The 14,307-nt window shown below is 52.9% G+C and carries 13 protein-coding genes and 1 riboswitch; of the genes, 11 read left to right on the top strand and 2 right to left on the bottom strand.

Going from position 1 to position 14,307, the window contains the following annotated elements:
• The first annotated feature begins 72 nt into the window (after nucleotides 1-72).
• Nucleotides 73-167, top strand: a riboswitch (TPP riboswitch).
• A 64-nt stretch (nucleotides 168-231) separates the two neighbouring features.
• From thiM to C0081_RS17960, 6 genes are read left to right on the top strand one after another with little or no spacing between them, the layout of a single operon-like run.
• The gene (thiM, locus tag C0081_RS17985; protein ID WP_101535228.1) at nucleotides 232-1,020 is read left to right on the top strand and encodes a hydroxyethylthiazole kinase; all 789 of its coding nucleotides are present in this window, start codon (nucleotides 232-234) and stop codon (nucleotides 1,018-1,020) included.
• Nucleotides 1,017-1,631, top strand: coding sequence for a thiamine phosphate synthase (gene thiE, locus C0081_RS17980; RefSeq protein ID WP_101535227.1), 615 nt, complete (start codon nucleotides 1,017-1,019; stop codon nucleotides 1,629-1,631). Before thiM ends, thiE begins: the two co-directional genes overlap by 4 nt.
• Nucleotides 1,628-2,428, top strand: a complete 801-nt coding sequence (gene thiD / locus C0081_RS17975) for a bifunctional hydroxymethylpyrimidine kinase/phosphomethylpyrimidine kinase (protein ID WP_101535226.1) — start codon at nucleotides 1,628-1,630, stop codon at nucleotides 2,426-2,428. The genes thiE and thiD overlap by 4 nt, the downstream gene beginning before the upstream one ends.
• 10 nt (nucleotides 2,429-2,438) lie before the next feature.
• Complete coding sequence (locus C0081_RS17970; protein ID WP_101535225.1) at nucleotides 2,439-3,377, top strand: ABC transporter substrate-binding protein; 939 nt, start codon at nucleotides 2,439-2,441, stop codon at nucleotides 3,375-3,377.
• Nucleotides 3,377-4,087: an ABC transporter ATP-binding protein gene (locus C0081_RS17965; protein ID WP_101535224.1), complete on the top strand. Its 711-nt coding sequence runs from the start codon at nucleotides 3,377-3,379 to the stop codon at nucleotides 4,085-4,087. The genes C0081_RS17970 and C0081_RS17965 overlap by 1 nt, the downstream gene beginning before the upstream one ends.
• Entirely contained in the window at nucleotides 4,084-4,809 is a 726-nt protein-coding gene (locus C0081_RS17960; protein WP_210200549.1) for an ABC transporter permease, read from the top strand. The genes C0081_RS17965 and C0081_RS17960 overlap by 4 nt, the downstream gene beginning before the upstream one ends.
• Here C0081_RS17960 and C0081_RS17955 read toward each other — a convergent pair.
• Entirely contained in the window at nucleotides 4,806-5,537 is a 732-nt protein-coding gene (locus C0081_RS17955; protein ID WP_101535223.1) for a VIT1/CCC1 transporter family protein, read from the bottom strand. The two genes, C0081_RS17960 and C0081_RS17955, sit on opposite strands and share 4 nt — an antisense overlap.
• A gap of 496 nt (nucleotides 5,538-6,033) precedes the next feature.
• Here C0081_RS17955 and C0081_RS17950 point away from each other — a divergent pair, with 496 nt between their 5' ends.
• From C0081_RS17950 to C0081_RS17935, 4 genes are read left to right on the top strand one after another with little or no spacing between them, the layout of a single operon-like run.
• Nucleotides 6,034-7,308, top strand: coding sequence for an imelysin family protein (locus C0081_RS17950; protein WP_180966958.1), 1,275 nt, complete (start codon nucleotides 6,034-6,036; stop codon nucleotides 7,306-7,308).
• A 59-nt stretch (nucleotides 7,309-7,367) separates the two neighbouring features.
• A complete protein-coding gene (locus tag C0081_RS17945; RefSeq protein ID WP_101535269.1) occupies nucleotides 7,368-8,882 on the top strand; it encodes a di-heme oxidoreductase family protein in 1,515 nt (504 codons plus the stop codon).
• A gap of 1 nt (nucleotide 8,883) precedes the next feature.
• Complete coding sequence (locus C0081_RS17940) at nucleotides 8,884-9,873, top strand: imelysin family protein (RefSeq protein ID WP_101535222.1); 990 nt, start codon at nucleotides 8,884-8,886, stop codon at nucleotides 9,871-9,873.
• Nucleotide 9,874: 1 nt separating this feature from the next.
• Complete coding sequence (locus C0081_RS17935) at nucleotides 9,875-10,984, top strand: DUF1513 domain-containing protein (RefSeq protein WP_210200548.1); 1,110 nt, start codon at nucleotides 9,875-9,877, stop codon at nucleotides 10,982-10,984.
• Between the two features lie 26 nt (nucleotides 10,985-11,010).
• On the opposite strand, the gene C0081_RS17930 is transcribed toward C0081_RS17935, so the two are convergent.
• Nucleotides 11,011-11,925: a hydrogen peroxide-inducible genes activator gene (locus C0081_RS17930; protein WP_101535220.1), complete on the bottom strand. Its 915-nt coding sequence runs from the start codon at nucleotides 11,923-11,925 to the stop codon at nucleotides 11,011-11,013.
• A 166-nt stretch (nucleotides 11,926-12,091) separates the two neighbouring features.
• Between C0081_RS17930 and katG the strand changes: the two genes are divergently transcribed.
• Nucleotides 12,092-14,266, top strand: coding sequence for a catalase/peroxidase HPI (gene katG, locus C0081_RS17925; RefSeq protein ID WP_101535219.1), 2,175 nt, complete (start codon nucleotides 12,092-12,094; stop codon nucleotides 14,264-14,266).
• Nucleotides 14,267-14,307: the final 41 nt, after the last annotated feature.

The following is a 14,307-nucleotide window of genomic DNA, read 5'->3' as shown; positions in this document are numbered from 1 at the left end:
CCGTCGCGATCACGATTAAGCCGGATTCTTGTAAAATATACTGGCAATTGCCCGCCAATCTCTATTAACTAAGCGCCGTGACAGGGGCGTCCGGACCACCGGACTGAGAAGCACCCTTTGAACCTGAACCAGATCATACTGGCGGAGGAAGTCGCGGATCCAGCCCTTCTATTCCCATCGGAACAAGGGCTCGGCCCTACGTCATTCCATCCGCCTCAGTAGGAGCGAAGAATGACCAACTGGGGCCACTATCTCAACCAGATGCGTGCCAATGCACCACTCGTGCAGAATATCACCAACTATGTGTCCATGAATATCATGGCCAATGTCATGCTTGCTGCAGGCGCCTCTCCTGCCATGGTCCATGCAGAAGAAGAAGCTGCCGAATTTGCCAGCTTCACCTCTGCACTGACCATCAATATCGGCACGTTGTCAGCACCATGGGTCAATGCCATGCAAATGGCTGCCAAGGCTGCTAATGATGCCGGCACACCGTGGGTGCTCGATCCGGTCGCCGCAGGAGCGACTGCTTTTCGCCGTGAAACCGCAGCCAAATTGTTGGCGCTCAATCCATCCATTATCCGCGGCAATGCCTCTGAGATCATGGCGCTTGCCGGGGCTATAACAAAGGGTAAAGGGGCCGACAGTGCCGACAGTGTCGAGGCAGCTCAGGAAGGCGCCAAAGCACTGGCTAAATCCATCGGTTGTGTTGTTGCCGTAACCGGACCGCAGGATTTTATTACTGACGGTGCAACATCTTACGGGGTTACCAATGGCCATGCTTTAATGCCTTTGGTAACGGCCCTAGGCTGTTCGCTCACCGGTGTTGTCGCCGCCTTTGCTGTCGGGCAGCCGCATCTGGAAGCAACAACCGCAGCGCTGGCCTATTATGGTTTAGCCGGTGAAGTCGCCGCCGAGACTGCACAGGCTCCCGGGTCCTTTGCCACCGCTTTGATCGATGCGTTGCACACGGTAACACCCGACATTCTCTCACAAGCAGCAAAGGTTGAGTTGTTATGAATCTCTCCGTCTATTTCGTAACCCCCCATAATCCCGACGATTCGCTGGTCCTTGCTGCGTTGAAGGGTGGGGCCTCAGTGATCCAACTGCGCGACAAAACAGCGAGCGATGCGGTCTTGATTGCTCAGGCCAGACGATTGGTTGCCATGGCCGAGGATTTCAATATTCCCTTGATCATTAATGATCGTGTTGAAGTCGCCTTGGCGAGTGGTGCATCTGGCCTTCATATGGGCCAATCTGATGGCGATCCTGTGGCTGTGCGAGCCGCCCTTGGCCTCGATAAGATTTTGGGACTGTCGATTGAGAATGAAGTGCAATTGGCAACAATGGCCGCGCTTCCGAAAGGCACTCTGGACTATATTGGGGCAGGACCGGTGCGAGCGACCGCATCAAAACTGAACCATGCAACGCCCATTGGTTTTGAAACACTGGCGCGCATAGCCAAAGCTGCGCCAGTGCCCTGTGTCGGCATTGGTGGTGTCAAGCAGGCTGACATTGCAACGGTGAAAGCGGCGGGTTGTGCCGGTCTGGCCATCGTTTCAGCTATTTCCGGTGCTGTCGATCCCGAACTGGCCACGAGGCAGCTTGTCGCCAGTTGGGAGGCGGCATGATACCGAATATTCTTTCCATTGCAGGCTCTGACCCTTCGGGTGGGGCTGGCATTCAGGCTGACATAAAGTCCATTTCCGCCAATGGTGGATATGCGATGGCGGTGATCGCTGCCATGACGGCGCAAAACACCCAAGGGGTAACCGGTTGGGTGCCGACACCGCCGGATTTTATAACAGATCAGATCGCCGCCATCCTTGCTGATATTGACGTCAGCGCCATCAAAATTGGCATGTTGGGCACCGTCGAGATTGTCACTGCGGTCGCAGACGCTCTGGCTGACTGCCCAGCCCCCATTGTGCTCGATACTGTGATGGTGGCAAAAGGCGGTGACCGCCTGCTTAAACAAGATGCGGTTGCTGCTCTGCGTCAGACTATGCTTCCCTTGGCGGCCATTATCACACCAAATTTGCCCGAAGCGGCCGATTTGTTGGGGGGTGTAGAGGCAATAAATAAAAATGAGATGGAAGCTCAGGCTCGTGCTTTGCTTGACCTTGGCCCCAAGGCTGTGTTCCTCAAAGGCGGGCATTTAAGGGCAGAAGACAGTCCTGATCTGTATCTCTCCAAGGATCAAATGGAGTGGTTTCCGTCGGAGCGCATTGCCACCAAAAACACCCATGGAACCGGTTGCACTCTGTCATCGGCATTGGCCACGCATTTGGCCTTGTCTGGTGATGGCCTCGAGGCGGCCAAAGCTTCAAAGGCTTATATTCTCAACGCAATCCGAGCCGCTGACGCATTGTCTGTCGGCCATGGCCACGGCCCAACCGATCACTTTTTTGCCCTAAGGGCGACCTAAGGAAGCCGATATGAAAACGTTCATCGCCGCTCTGATGCTTGCTGCTGCCATCACGCCTGCCGCTGCAGAAACCAAGCTTTCCATCATGCTAGACTGGTTTATCAATCCAGATCACGGTCCTATCATTGTTGCCCAGCAACGTGGTTATTTCAAAGAAGCCGGCCTCGATGTTGAAATCATCGCGCCAGCGGATCCGTCTGATCCACCCAAAATGGCCGCTGCCGGTCAGGTGGATTTGGCTGTTTCCTATCAACCACAGCTTTATCTTCAGCATAAGGAAGGCTTGCCCGTTGTTCGTGTTGGCACACTGGTCAACTCTCCGCTTTATTGCGTCATGGTGGATGCTGATGGCCCGATCAAAAGCCTCGCTGATCTCAAAGGCAAACGCATCGGCTTTTCCGTTCCCGGCATTGAAGAAGCCTTGATGCATCGCATGTTGCGCACCAATGGTGTTGAACCGACTCAGGTGGAACAGATCAATGTCAATTTTGCCCTCACTTCAGCGCTGGCAGCTGGAAAAGTTGATGCGACATCTGGCGCTTTTCGCAATTTTGAACTGCACCAAATGAAAGCGGTGGGGCGTACAGGAAAATGCTTTAACCCAGAAGATCACGGCGTGCCTGTCTATGAAGAACTGATCTATGAGGCCAGTGCCACGCGTGAGACTTATGATGACATCAAGTTGTTTCTGGATGCCACAGCGCGCGCTACCGCAGACATACGCAATGATCCTGAAGGCACTTGGGAGCAGTTCAAGACCTATGCAGCCGAATTGGATGACACGCTGAACCATTCGGCTTGGTTTGACACCTACCCAAAATTTGCCACAGATCCTGTGACGCTCGACAAAGCGGGCTATGAGGCATTTGGTGCTTACCTAACAGAGGTTGGTATGCTCTCATCGGCGCCTGAACTGCAGAGCATTGCCCGTGACCTAGGGGCAAAATAATGCCCGACAGTCCGGTGCCAAACATTGAGGTGTCTGGGACGATTACGCTTGAGGGCAGGGTGCTTGTTGATGCATTCGATCTTGCCCTCGAGGCTGGGTGGACATGTTTGCTCGGACCATCAGGTTCGGGCAAATCAACCCTGTTGCGGTTGTTGGCCGGACTGGCGACTCCTGCTCGTCTGCTAGGACAAAAAGCCGTGCCCGAGCGCATCGGCTGGATGGCGCAAACCGACCTTATGCAGCCGCGCTTGACGGTATTGCAAAATGTTATGCTGCTGGAAAAACTAGCAGGCCGAAGGCCGGATCAGGCGCGGGCAATCGACTTGCTTGCTGATGTGGGATTGCAAGGATATCAAGGCAGCTATCCCGACAAATTATCAGGTGGGCAGCGCCAGCGCGTGGCTTTGGCTCGCACCTTGATGAGCGATGCCGAGCTGATCTTACTCGATGAGCCGTTTTCTTCCCTTGATCCGGTAAATCGCGCGCTGATGCAAGAGTTGGCATATCAACAATTTGCCGGGCGCGCGGTGCTGCTGGTTACCCATGATCCGACGGAAGCTCTGCGTTTGGGGCGCAATATTTGGTTGCTTTCCAATCGGAAACTTAAAAAAATCAATCCTTTGTCGGGTGAGACGCCTCATGGCCTGTCTGATCCATCGCTTGCTTTGGCGGCGGCCGAACTGCTTACTCAGATCAGGGGGGAAACGTGAAAAAGGCAATCGTACCGACATTTCTTTTGATTGTCTGGCAGATCATTGCTTGGGCCGAGTTGCTGCCCCGTTTTATCCTGCCAGGGCCTTTGGCGGTGATGGAAGCGCTTTGGACAAACGCACCGCTACTGACCTCGCATTTGTTGGTTACGTTGGGTGAAGTTATCGCCGGATTTTCGATTGGGGCGTTGCTCGGTCTGGGCTTTGCCACTCTTATGATGATGTCGCCGCTGGTGCGCGTTAATCTACGGCCATTGCTCAATGCATCGCAGGCCATTCCCGTGTTTGTGCTGGCGCCGATCCTGACACTTTGGTTTGGGTACGGAACCGAGCCAAAGGTTGCCATGACGATCTTGTTGGTGTTTTTCCCCATCGCTTCCGGTTTGCTAGACGGCATGCTGGCGACGCCAGAAGCAACGTTGGATTTGGCCCGCATTGCCAAGGCATCCCGGTGGCGTGAGCTGGTTTGGTTGCGGTTGCCACAAGCGATCCCCCAGCTGGCGGCAAGCGTTCGGATTGCGGTCACCTATGCTCCGACCGGCGCTGTGATCGGAGAGTGGATCGGCGCGTCCAAAGGCCTTGGTTATCTGATGTTGATGGCCAATGCACGGTCGCGCACAGAATTGATGTTTGCCGCCTTGGCCTTGATCGTCGCCATGACATTGCTGCTCCACAAAGCTGCGGACTTGCTGTTGAGGCGGTTTCTGGAAAAAGACCGTTAGCTGACGATCGCGCCTACAACAAAGGCCACGAGCGCACAGACGCTACCCACCAGCACCGTTTCTCCAATGCATCGCACTATGCGTTCGCGCGTCGACCACCAACGCAGCAATCCCAATCCAACGAGCGCGGAGAAGGCAGCAAGAACCGACAGGAAAAAGGTGTTTTGGGTTGGCTCCAGCAGGAAATAAGGAACCAGTGGCGCACTGCCAAAAATGACAAAGGCAATGAATGTAACCAGACCATCCAATACCGGCGACACCTGCCGCATATCTGGCAGTTCCAATTCATAAGCCATCATCAGGTCTGCCACCAATTCTGGGCTTTGCATCAACTCATTGGCAACCCGTTCGGATGCATCATCGTCCAAACCACGTTCGCGCATCATCTGCACAAGTTCTGATTGTTCATGGACTGGGTTGCTTTTCAGCTCTTCAAAGACAAATTTGCGCTGCTTTAAATAAAGGTCCTGCTGAGATCGCGTCGACAGAAACTCCCCGAGCCCCATGGAAACAGCGTCAGCAAACAGGTTGGCCAAACCAAACACCAACACAGCGATCGCTCCGATTTGCGCAGTGCCGTCTGCTTGCGCCCCTGCAAAGCCCGCAACAATAGCAAAGGTGGTGACGATGCCATCATTGCCGCCATAGACAATCTGTTTCAGGAAATCTTGTACCTTGCCCAGATTGTGCACTTCTTTGCGGTGAAGATCCCAGTCTATAGCCATCATCGGTCCTCATGATTGCTGTGTTCGTTGCGTTAAAAATTCCCTATTCAATCTGAGACCAGATCAAAACAAAGGCAAGGGAAGATAGCTCCGCGCAACAGGATTTACGATACAATTGGCTTTTGGGGCGATTGTCGCAGACTGTCCAAAATGGCAAAAATTTCTTTCTATGAAGGCATCCATTGAGGCATGTTTGAAGGCGAAACGCTCACAACACATCAATGCTGATATCTATGTGTATAGAAAATAGTCTTTATTTATAGAGGATTATGGGTTATCTCAACAGATATTATAAGATGAGTTAAATAATCAACTTTACAAACATGACTTTTTAATTCAACTATTTGACGCCCGCGTTGATTGGTGTTTTATGCCACTGAAATAGCGGCTTAGAAATTTGGCGGTGTCTGCTTGACGATAGACCTAACATGTCTGTTTTTGCAGGTTGCCTGTTGATCTGAGTTTGAATTGATTGAAAAATTGGGAATGTGATCTGATGATGAAACGCAATCTTGCAGCCTATTCTTGTTTGTTGCTGATGGGGGCTGGTTCCTCTGCGTTGGCCCATGAACATGTCAACAAAACGACTGTTCTGGACACCTATGCCAACATTGCAGAGGCCAAATATAGCGACAGCCTGACAACTGCAAAACGTTTGCAAGCGTCGGTCGCGGCTTTGATCGAAGCGCCTTCGGCCGTAAATCTGGAAGCCGCCAAAAAAGCATGGCTGGCGTCCCGCGTGCCTTATCAGCAAACCGAAGTTTACCGTTTTGGCAATGCCATTGTTGATGATTGGGAAGGCAAAGTGAATGCTTGGCCGCTGGACGAAGGCCTGATTGACTATGTCGACGCGTCATATGGCGGCCCTTCAGATGAAAACGCCTTTGCTGTGCTTAATGTTGTCGCAAACCCGAACTTTGAGCTGTCTGGCAAGACGATTGACGCAACGCAGATCACACCAGACCTTTTGGCAGAAACCCTGCATGAAGCCGATGGTGTCGAATCCAACGTTGCGACCGGCTACCATGCCATTGAGTTTTTGCTTTGGGGGCAGGACCTCAATGGTCATGCGCATGGGGCAGGCAGCCGTCCTTGGACCGATTTTGCCAAGGGTGATGCGTGCACTAGCGGCAATTGTGATCGTCGCGGCGCCTATTTGTCATCTGCAACGGATCTGCTGGTGTCTGATCTTCAATGGATGACATTGCAGTGGGGCGAAAGCGGTGAGGCGCGTAAGGCTCTTTTTGCGGATGAAGATGCCGGTATCGTCACCATCCTGACAGGCATGGGGTCGCTGTCATATGGTGAGCAGGCAGGAGAGCGTATGCGCTTGGGCCTGATGCTTAATGATCCTGAAGAAGAGCATGATTGTTTCTCGGACAATACCCACAACAGCCACTATTATGACGGACTGGGCATTCAGAATGCTTATCTCGGAGAATATGTGCGTGTAGATGGATCGCTTGTATCTGGCCCGTCCCTGTCCGACTTGGTCGCTCATGCTGATGAAGAACTGGATGCGGAGCTGCGGAGCAAATTGTCCACCACAATGATGAAACTGGGCCGCATCAAAAGTGCAGCTGAAGCCGGTTTCAGCTATGATCAGATGCTTGAACGCGGCAATGCAGGCGGCGAGGCCCTGATCATGGGTGGTGTGGATGCACTGGTTGATCAAACCAAGTCGATTGAGCGGGTCGTTTCTGTTTTGCAAATCGATAATATCGCATTTGAAGGTTCCGACAGCCTTGACAATCCAAAAGCTGTTTTTGAATAGAAACTGATTTAATGGTGCGGCATTTGGGTGCCGCACCATGCCATTTTAAGACCGGTAAAATGACCCGAATTTATACGTTGTTGATTGCTGTTTTGTTCAGTCTACCGGTTGTGGCTGGTCCCATGGATGAACCGCATCTGGATTTTGTCCCAAGAACCGTCAGGGAAGCCGCACGTATCGGTGTGGTTACGGCGCCCGCATCAAGTTTCACAACCGCCCAACCTTTTGAAGCCAACCCCGCTGGCGCTGCAACCGTGCATCTCAAAAGCAATGAAGACCCATTCTCTCAAGCATCGGGCAACATGCCCTTCGACGACATATTGAATTTTAAACTCGGCAATGGGTTGTTCGAAAAGTTATGGGTTTCATCTCCCTCGTCCACCAAGGCTTCTGACGGATTGGGGCCCCTTTACAATGCCCGCTCCTGCAACCGATGTCATGTCAAAGACGGTCGGGGCCATCCACCAGAAACGGCAGATGACAGCGCGGTCTCTTTGTTCCTGCGCGTCTCCATTCCGGCTCGATCCCATCCGCTTACAGACAAGATTGAAGGCTATCACCCAACGGCACCCGAGCCGAGCTATGGGACCCAGATGCAGGACTTTGCTCTTGCTGGGCACACGTCCGAATATCGTCTGGAAGTCTCCTACCAAGAAACAGAAATCACTTTATCGGGCAGTGGAACGGCAAGTCTGCGAAAACCAACCTACAAAGCAGCAGATTTGGGGTATGGGCCGCTGCACCCCAATGCAATGTTGAGCCCGCGTATTGCACCGCAGATGATTGGCTTGGGGCTGCTTGAAGCCATTCCCGCTGCTGATATTTTGGCCAATGCTGATCCGCATGATGAAGACGGCAACGGCATTTCTGGCCGTGCAAACATTGTTTGGTCTGTGGAATTTAAAACCCCTATGTTGGGGCGCTTCGGGTTAAAAGCCGGGGCCCCAACCGTCAAGGAACAATCCGCCGCTGCCTTTTCGGGAGATATAGGCATCTCTACCCCACTGTTCCCGAACCCGTGGGGTGAGTGTACCGAGCGCCAGATCGACTGCCGCGCGGCGCCTCATGGTGACAAAGATGTGCGCGGGCAGGAAGTGGACAGTGTCGGGCTCGATTTGGTGACCTTTTACAGCCGCAATCTTGGCGTGCCAGCCAGACGCGAAGCCAATAATCCGGATGTGTTACGCGGCAAAGAGGTGTTCTATAAAACCGGCTGCATTGCCTGTCACACGCCTTCTTTTGTCACCCACCGCCTGAAGGATCAGCCTGAACAGAGTTTTCAGCTTATCTGGCCCTATTCCGATTTGTTGTTGCATGATATGGGCCCTGATTTGGCCGATAACAGACCCGAAGCCCGTGCTGATGGTCAGGAGTGGCGCACGCCACCCTTATGGGGTATCGGTTCCACCAAACAGGTGTCGGGCCATACCTACTTCCTGCATGATGGCCGTGCCCGATCTTTGCTTGAGGCTGTGTTATGGCACGGCGGCGAAGCCCAGTCCCAAAGGGATGCTGTCGTCACCATGCTTCCCGATCAACGGGCGGCGTTGATCCGCTTTTTAGAGAGTTTGTAAGATGCTAAAAGTTTGTCTGGTCTTCTTGAGTGTGCTGATCGCGCCGGTGGCAGCACAGGCTTTGGACCTAAGGGCCATCGTCGATCAGCATATTTTGTCCGGCTATCAGCAATTGGCAGATCGCTCAGCAGAGCTTGCCAAAGCCTCAGAGTCGAGCTGCGAAGCGGGGCATGACGCTTTGACACCTGCTTTCCATGTTGCCTTTGATGCGTGGGTTGCGGTGAGCCATTTGCGGTTCGGGCCATCAGAACAACAGGATCGCGCTTTCGCTCTGGCTTTTTGGCCAGACAGCCGCGGCGTTACACCCAAAACATTGTCTGGCCTTTTGCGTAGCCAAGACCCTGCCATCGACGATCTTGCGCTCTATCAGCATGTCTCGATCGCTGCGCGTGGCTTTTATGCTTTGGAATTTCTGCTCTTTGATGCTGCTTTTGTTGATAAGCCATCGTCCAAATCATGTGCCCTTATCAAGGTGATCGCAGAGGATATTTCCGCCAATGCCAATGCGATATTGGAAGGTTGGAACCAAGGCTATGCGAGCCTTTTAGCTGAGGCAAACAACGACACCTATCGCTCAAGGGACGAGGCGGTCAAACAGCTCTACACTTCCCTGACCACTGGACTGCAGTTCACGGCAATGACGCGACTTGGCAGACCGTTGGGCACATTTTCCAAGCCGCGCCCAAAGCGGGCTGAAGCACGCCGATCCGGCCGTTCTTTGCGCCATGTGATCCTGTCTCTCAAAGCCAACCAACGATTGGCCGCGCTGTTGTCTGATAATGATAAGGCCATAGACGCCCGCTTCCAACATGTCATCCAACAGGCGGAAGACCTGAACGATCCAGTCTTGCAAGGGGTGAATGATCCGATGAGTCGCATTCGGATTGAGGCTTTGCAGGGGGCGATCAATACAATCAATGACTCTCTGGCATTGGATCTGGCACCCAAGCTTGGCATTACCGCAGGTTTCAACTCTATGGATGGAGACTAACATGCACAATCGACGTTCATTCCTTGCGGGTCTGTTTGCCCTTGGACTTTGCCCCAGTGTGACATGGGCCGATGCCGGCAGTCCGGCTTTTCTGTCAGCCGCCCGAAACCCCGATGGAAAATACGCGTTGTTTGGCTTGTCCGACAAGGGAGGGATCATTTTTGAAATCCCTTTGCCGGGGCGCGGACATGCCGCCGCAGCGCACCCGCAGCGCCCGGAAGCGGTGGCTTTTGCTCGGCGACCTGGTAATTTTGCATTGGTCATCGATTGTATCTCGGGCAAAACAAGGGCTGTATTGGACGCTCCCAGCGGCCGCCATTTCTATGGTCACGGGGCCTTTTCTGCTGATGGAACACGGCTCTTTACTTCGGAAAATGATTTTGAGAATGCCCAAGGCATTATTGGTGTCTGGGCGGTCGGTGAAACCTATCAACGATTGGGCGAATTCCACTCCGGTGCAATTGGGCCTCATGAACTCAAGCTGCTGCCTGACGGCAAGCATCTGGTCATCGCAAATGGTGGCATAGAAACCCATCCTGATAGTGGTCGCACCAAGCTCAACATTGCCACGATGCAACCCAGCTTGGCTTATGTTCGTCTTGATGGCACACAGGTGGATGAATTGATTCTACCGCAGACGATGCACAAAAACTCGATTCGTCATCTCAGCGTTGGCAGTGATGGTACGGTGGCTTTTGCGATGCAGTGGCAAGGGGATATAAACCAGAGTCCGGCTTTGTTGGGTTTGCATACAATGGGCGGCACATCGCAGTTGCTCAAGGCCCCGACCGATGCACATCGCGCATTGCAGGGATATATTGGAAGTGTGGCTTTGTTATCCGGGCAAAACCGATTGGCAGCAACCTCGCCCCGCGGCGGTATGATGCAAATCTTTGACACTGGCAGCGGAGACTATGTCGAAACCATTTTGGAGCCGGATGTTTGCGGCGTTGCCATTCATGATGCACAATTTGTTAGAACCAGCGGCCAAGGTGTTGTTTCCTGCTCCCAATTGCGGGAGCAAGACAAACGACAGGCAGATGGAAGCGCCCAAAATTGGCGACAAACCCATATTTGCCAATGGGATAATCATTTGGTGCCGATCGGGTAAAGCCCAAACGGGGCATTATTGAGTGTTCACGCCTTTTCTATGGGTTTGGATTTATTGCCTCCAACCTGACGCACCAAATCAGCAATATGGGTCAACTGCCCCAATAGAGGGTTGGTCTTGCGCCAAACCATCCCAATGGTCCGTGAGGGCCGTGGATGGGGCAGCCGTGCCAAAGCAACATCGGCCGAGCGGGTCTCTATGTCGACCGCCATTTCTGGAATGAGGGTCACTCCTATTCCAGCACCGACCATCTGCACCAGAGTGGAGAGCGAACTGCCCTCCATGAGCTGACGGGGCAAGGCTGAATTGGACGTGCAAAACGCGATTGCCTGATCGCGAAAACAGTGACCTTCTTCCAGCAACAGCAAGCGCATTTCTTGCAGCATGCTGGCACTAGGAACCGGTTTGTTGGCATCTGCCTTGGGCCGTATCAGGACAAACTCTTCATCAAAGAGAGCAACTTCGCTCAAGGATGGTTCCGATATTGGCAACGCGACAATCGCCACATCGAGACGCGCTTCCATCAACTCCTTTATCAGTGTCTGGGTTTTGGCCTCCCGTGGCCGGAGGTCCAAGCCGGGATAGGCAATTGAAAGCTCCTTTATGACACTTGATAACAGGTAAGGTGCCACGGTGGGTATGACGCCCAGCCGCAACTGACCTGTGAAGGGACCATGTGACGCACGGGCCAAATCTTCCAGCTCATCAACAGATCTAAGAATGCTTTGCACCCGTTCTGCGAACTCGCCCCCAAGACCAGTCAAATGAATCTGGCGTGCACCGCGCTCGACCAAAGCAGCCCCGATGAGGCCCTCAAGCTCCTTGATTTGAACCGACAGCGCCGGTTGTGTGATGGCGCAATCCTCTGCAGCGCGACCAAAATGGCCATGGCGGGCTAGGGCATCAAAATAGCGAAGATGTTTCATGGATAATCTACTCATTAGATTTTATTATCACAACCGTTAGAAAATGCAATTTTATTTAATCACATTTCTTTGCTATTCCTAATTTTAGAAAAGGGAAGAGCACTGCTTGGGTAATAATCATAAACACCCCTTTAGCTCAGCTTTCTTTGACCACCCCAACGCTGCTTCTTTGGAGGACAATATGGACCATAATGATATGAAATCTGCTGGAAAATGTCCGGTAATGCATGGCGGGAACACCGACCACAGCAAGCCCGTTACCGACTGGTGGCCCAATGCACTAAATCTCGACATTCTGCATCAACATGATACCAAGGTTGACCCGATGGGCGAGGACTTTGACTATCGCGAAGAAGTCAAAAAGCTGGATGTGGATGCACTGAAAGCTGACCTTAAAGCCTTAATGACCGACAGTCAGGATTGGTGGCCAGCGGACTGGGGCCATTATGGTGGTTTCATGATCCGTATGGCGTGGCACTCGGCAGGGACTTATCGTCTGGCCGACGGACGCGGTGGTGGCGGCACCGGCAATCAACGGTTTGCACCGCTTAATTCTTGGCCTGATAACGTCAGTCTCGATAAAGCGCGCCGTTTGCTTTGGCCCGTCAAAAAGAAATATGGCAATAAGCTCAGCTGGGCTGATTTGATGATCCTTGCCGGCAATATGGCCTATGAATCCATGGGTCTGAAAACCTTTGGCTTTGGGTTTGGTCGCGCCGACATTTGGGCGCCTGAAATCGACGTATATTGGGGCTCAGAAAAAGAATGGCTGGCGCCTAGTGATAGCCGTTATGAGGCGGTTGAAAATCCAGCCACTATGGAAAATCCGCTCGCAGCTGTTCAGATGGGCCTGATTTATGTGAACCCTGAGGGCGTCAACGGCAAGCCGGATCCATTGGAGACAGCAAAACACGTGCGTGAAACCTTTGCGCGCATGGCCATGAATGACGAAGAAACCGTCGCACTGGCGGCTGGTGGTCATACTGTGGGCAAGTGTCACGGCAATGGTGATGCCAGTTTGCTCGGCCCAGAGCCGGAAGCGGCCGGCGTTGAAGAGCAAGGCCTTGGTTGGCGCAATCCAAACGGCTCTGGCCATGGTCGCCAGACTGTTTCTAGCGGTTTGGAGGGCGCTTGGACAACCAATCCAACCAAATGGGACAACGGCTATTTCTATCTGTTGTTCAATTATGATTGGGAGTTGAAAAAAAGCCCTGCTGGCGCTTGGCAATGGGAACCCATCAATATCAAGGAAGAAGACAAACCGGTCGATGTGGAAGATCCATCGATCCGCCTCAATCCGATGATGACTGACGCGGATATGGCGATGATCAAAGATCCGATCTATCGTGAGATCTCCGAGCGGTTTCATAATGATCAAGAGTATTTCACCGAAGTCTTTGCCCGCGCTTGGTTCAAACTGACACACCGCGATCTTGGGCCTAAAGTGCGCTATCTCGGGCCGGATGTACCGCAGGAAGATTTGATCTGGCAAGATCCAATCCCAGCCGGCAACACCGACTATGATGTCATTGCCGTGAAAGCAAAGATCACCCAAAGCGGCCTTTCCCTGAGTGATATGGTTTCCACCGCTTGGGACAGTGCCCGCACCTATCGCGGATCCGACATGCGCGGTGGCGCCAATGGTGCTCGCATCCGCTTGGCTCCGCAGAAAGATTGGCAAGGCAACGAACCTGTTCGTCTGGCAAAGGTGCTTGCTGTGCTGGAGGGCATTGCGGTTGAAACGGGCGCTAGCATTGCTGACGTGATTGTGCTGGCTGGTAATCTGGGTGTGGAACAAGCGGCCAAGACCGCTGGTTTCGACGTGAGCGTACCCTTTGCGCCCGGTCGTGGTGATGCAACCGATGAAATGACTGATGCAGAATCGTTCGACCCGCTTGAGCCTCTGGCTGATGGGTATCGCAACTGGAGCAAGAAAGATTATGTCGTCAGTCCCGAAGAAATGATGCTTGATCGCACGCAGTTGCTGGGGTTAACCGCTCACGAAATGACCGTATTGGTCGGTGGGATGCGTGTCATGGGGACCAACTATGGTGGCACCAAACATGGTGTCTTCACAGAACGAGAAGGCGCTCTGACAACAGACTTCTTCGTCAATCTGACCGATATGGATTATGCTTGGACCCCTTCGAGCAACGGTCTTTATGATATCCGTGATCGCAAAACGGGTGAAGTCAAATGGACAGCAACCCGGATGGATCTTGTCTTTGGGTCCAATTCGATCCTGCGGTCCTATGCCGAAGTGTATGCTCAAGATGACAACAAGGAAAAGTTCGTCAAAGACTTTGTTGCTGCATGGACCAAGGTCATGAATGCCGATCGTTTCGATCTGGCCTAAACAAAATTAAACCCCCGCGCAGCCGTCTGCGCGGGGGTTTC

The sequence above is a fragment of the Cohaesibacter celericrescens genome (genome assembly GCF_002866925.1).
GTDB lineage: Bacteria > Pseudomonadota > Alphaproteobacteria > Rhizobiales > Cohaesibacteraceae > Cohaesibacter > Cohaesibacter celericrescens.
This window is presented reverse-complemented; position numbering and strand designations above follow the sequence as displayed.

Excerpts from the sequence above, each read along its gene's own strand:
- thiM (WP_101535228.1), top strand. The coding sequence starts at position 232 with ATGACCAACTGGGGCCACTATCTCAACCAGATGCGTGCCAATGCACCA.
- thiE (WP_101535227.1), top strand. The coding sequence starts at position 1,017 with ATGAATCTCTCCGTCTATTTCGTAACCCCCCATAATCCCGACGATTCG.
- thiD (WP_101535226.1), top strand. The coding sequence starts at position 1,628 with ATGATACCGAATATTCTTTCCATTGCAGGCTCTGACCCTTCGGGTGGG.
- C0081_RS17970 (WP_101535225.1), top strand. The coding sequence starts at position 2,439 with ATGAAAACGTTCATCGCCGCTCTGATGCTTGCTGCTGCCATCACGCCT.
- C0081_RS17965 (WP_101535224.1), top strand. The coding sequence starts at position 3,377 with ATGCCCGACAGTCCGGTGCCAAACATTGAGGTGTCTGGGACGATTACG.
- C0081_RS17955 (WP_101535223.1), bottom strand. The coding sequence starts at position 5,537 with ATGATGGCTATAGACTGGGATCTTCACCGCAAAGAAGTGCACAATCTG.
- C0081_RS17950 (WP_180966958.1), top strand. The coding sequence starts at position 6,034 with ATGAAACGCAATCTTGCAGCCTATTCTTGTTTGTTGCTGATGGGGGCT.
- C0081_RS17945 (WP_101535269.1), top strand. The coding sequence starts at position 7,368 with ATGACCCGAATTTATACGTTGTTGATTGCTGTTTTGTTCAGTCTACCG.
- C0081_RS17940 (WP_101535222.1), top strand. The coding sequence starts at position 8,884 with ATGCTAAAAGTTTGTCTGGTCTTCTTGAGTGTGCTGATCGCGCCGGTG.
- C0081_RS17935 (WP_210200548.1), top strand. The coding sequence starts at position 9,875 with ATGCACAATCGACGTTCATTCCTTGCGGGTCTGTTTGCCCTTGGACTT.
- C0081_RS17930 (WP_101535220.1), bottom strand. The coding sequence starts at position 11,925 with ATGAGTAGATTATCCATGAAACATCTTCGCTATTTTGATGCCCTAGCC.
- katG (WP_101535219.1), top strand. The coding sequence starts at position 12,092 with ATGGACCATAATGATATGAAATCTGCTGGAAAATGTCCGGTAATGCAT.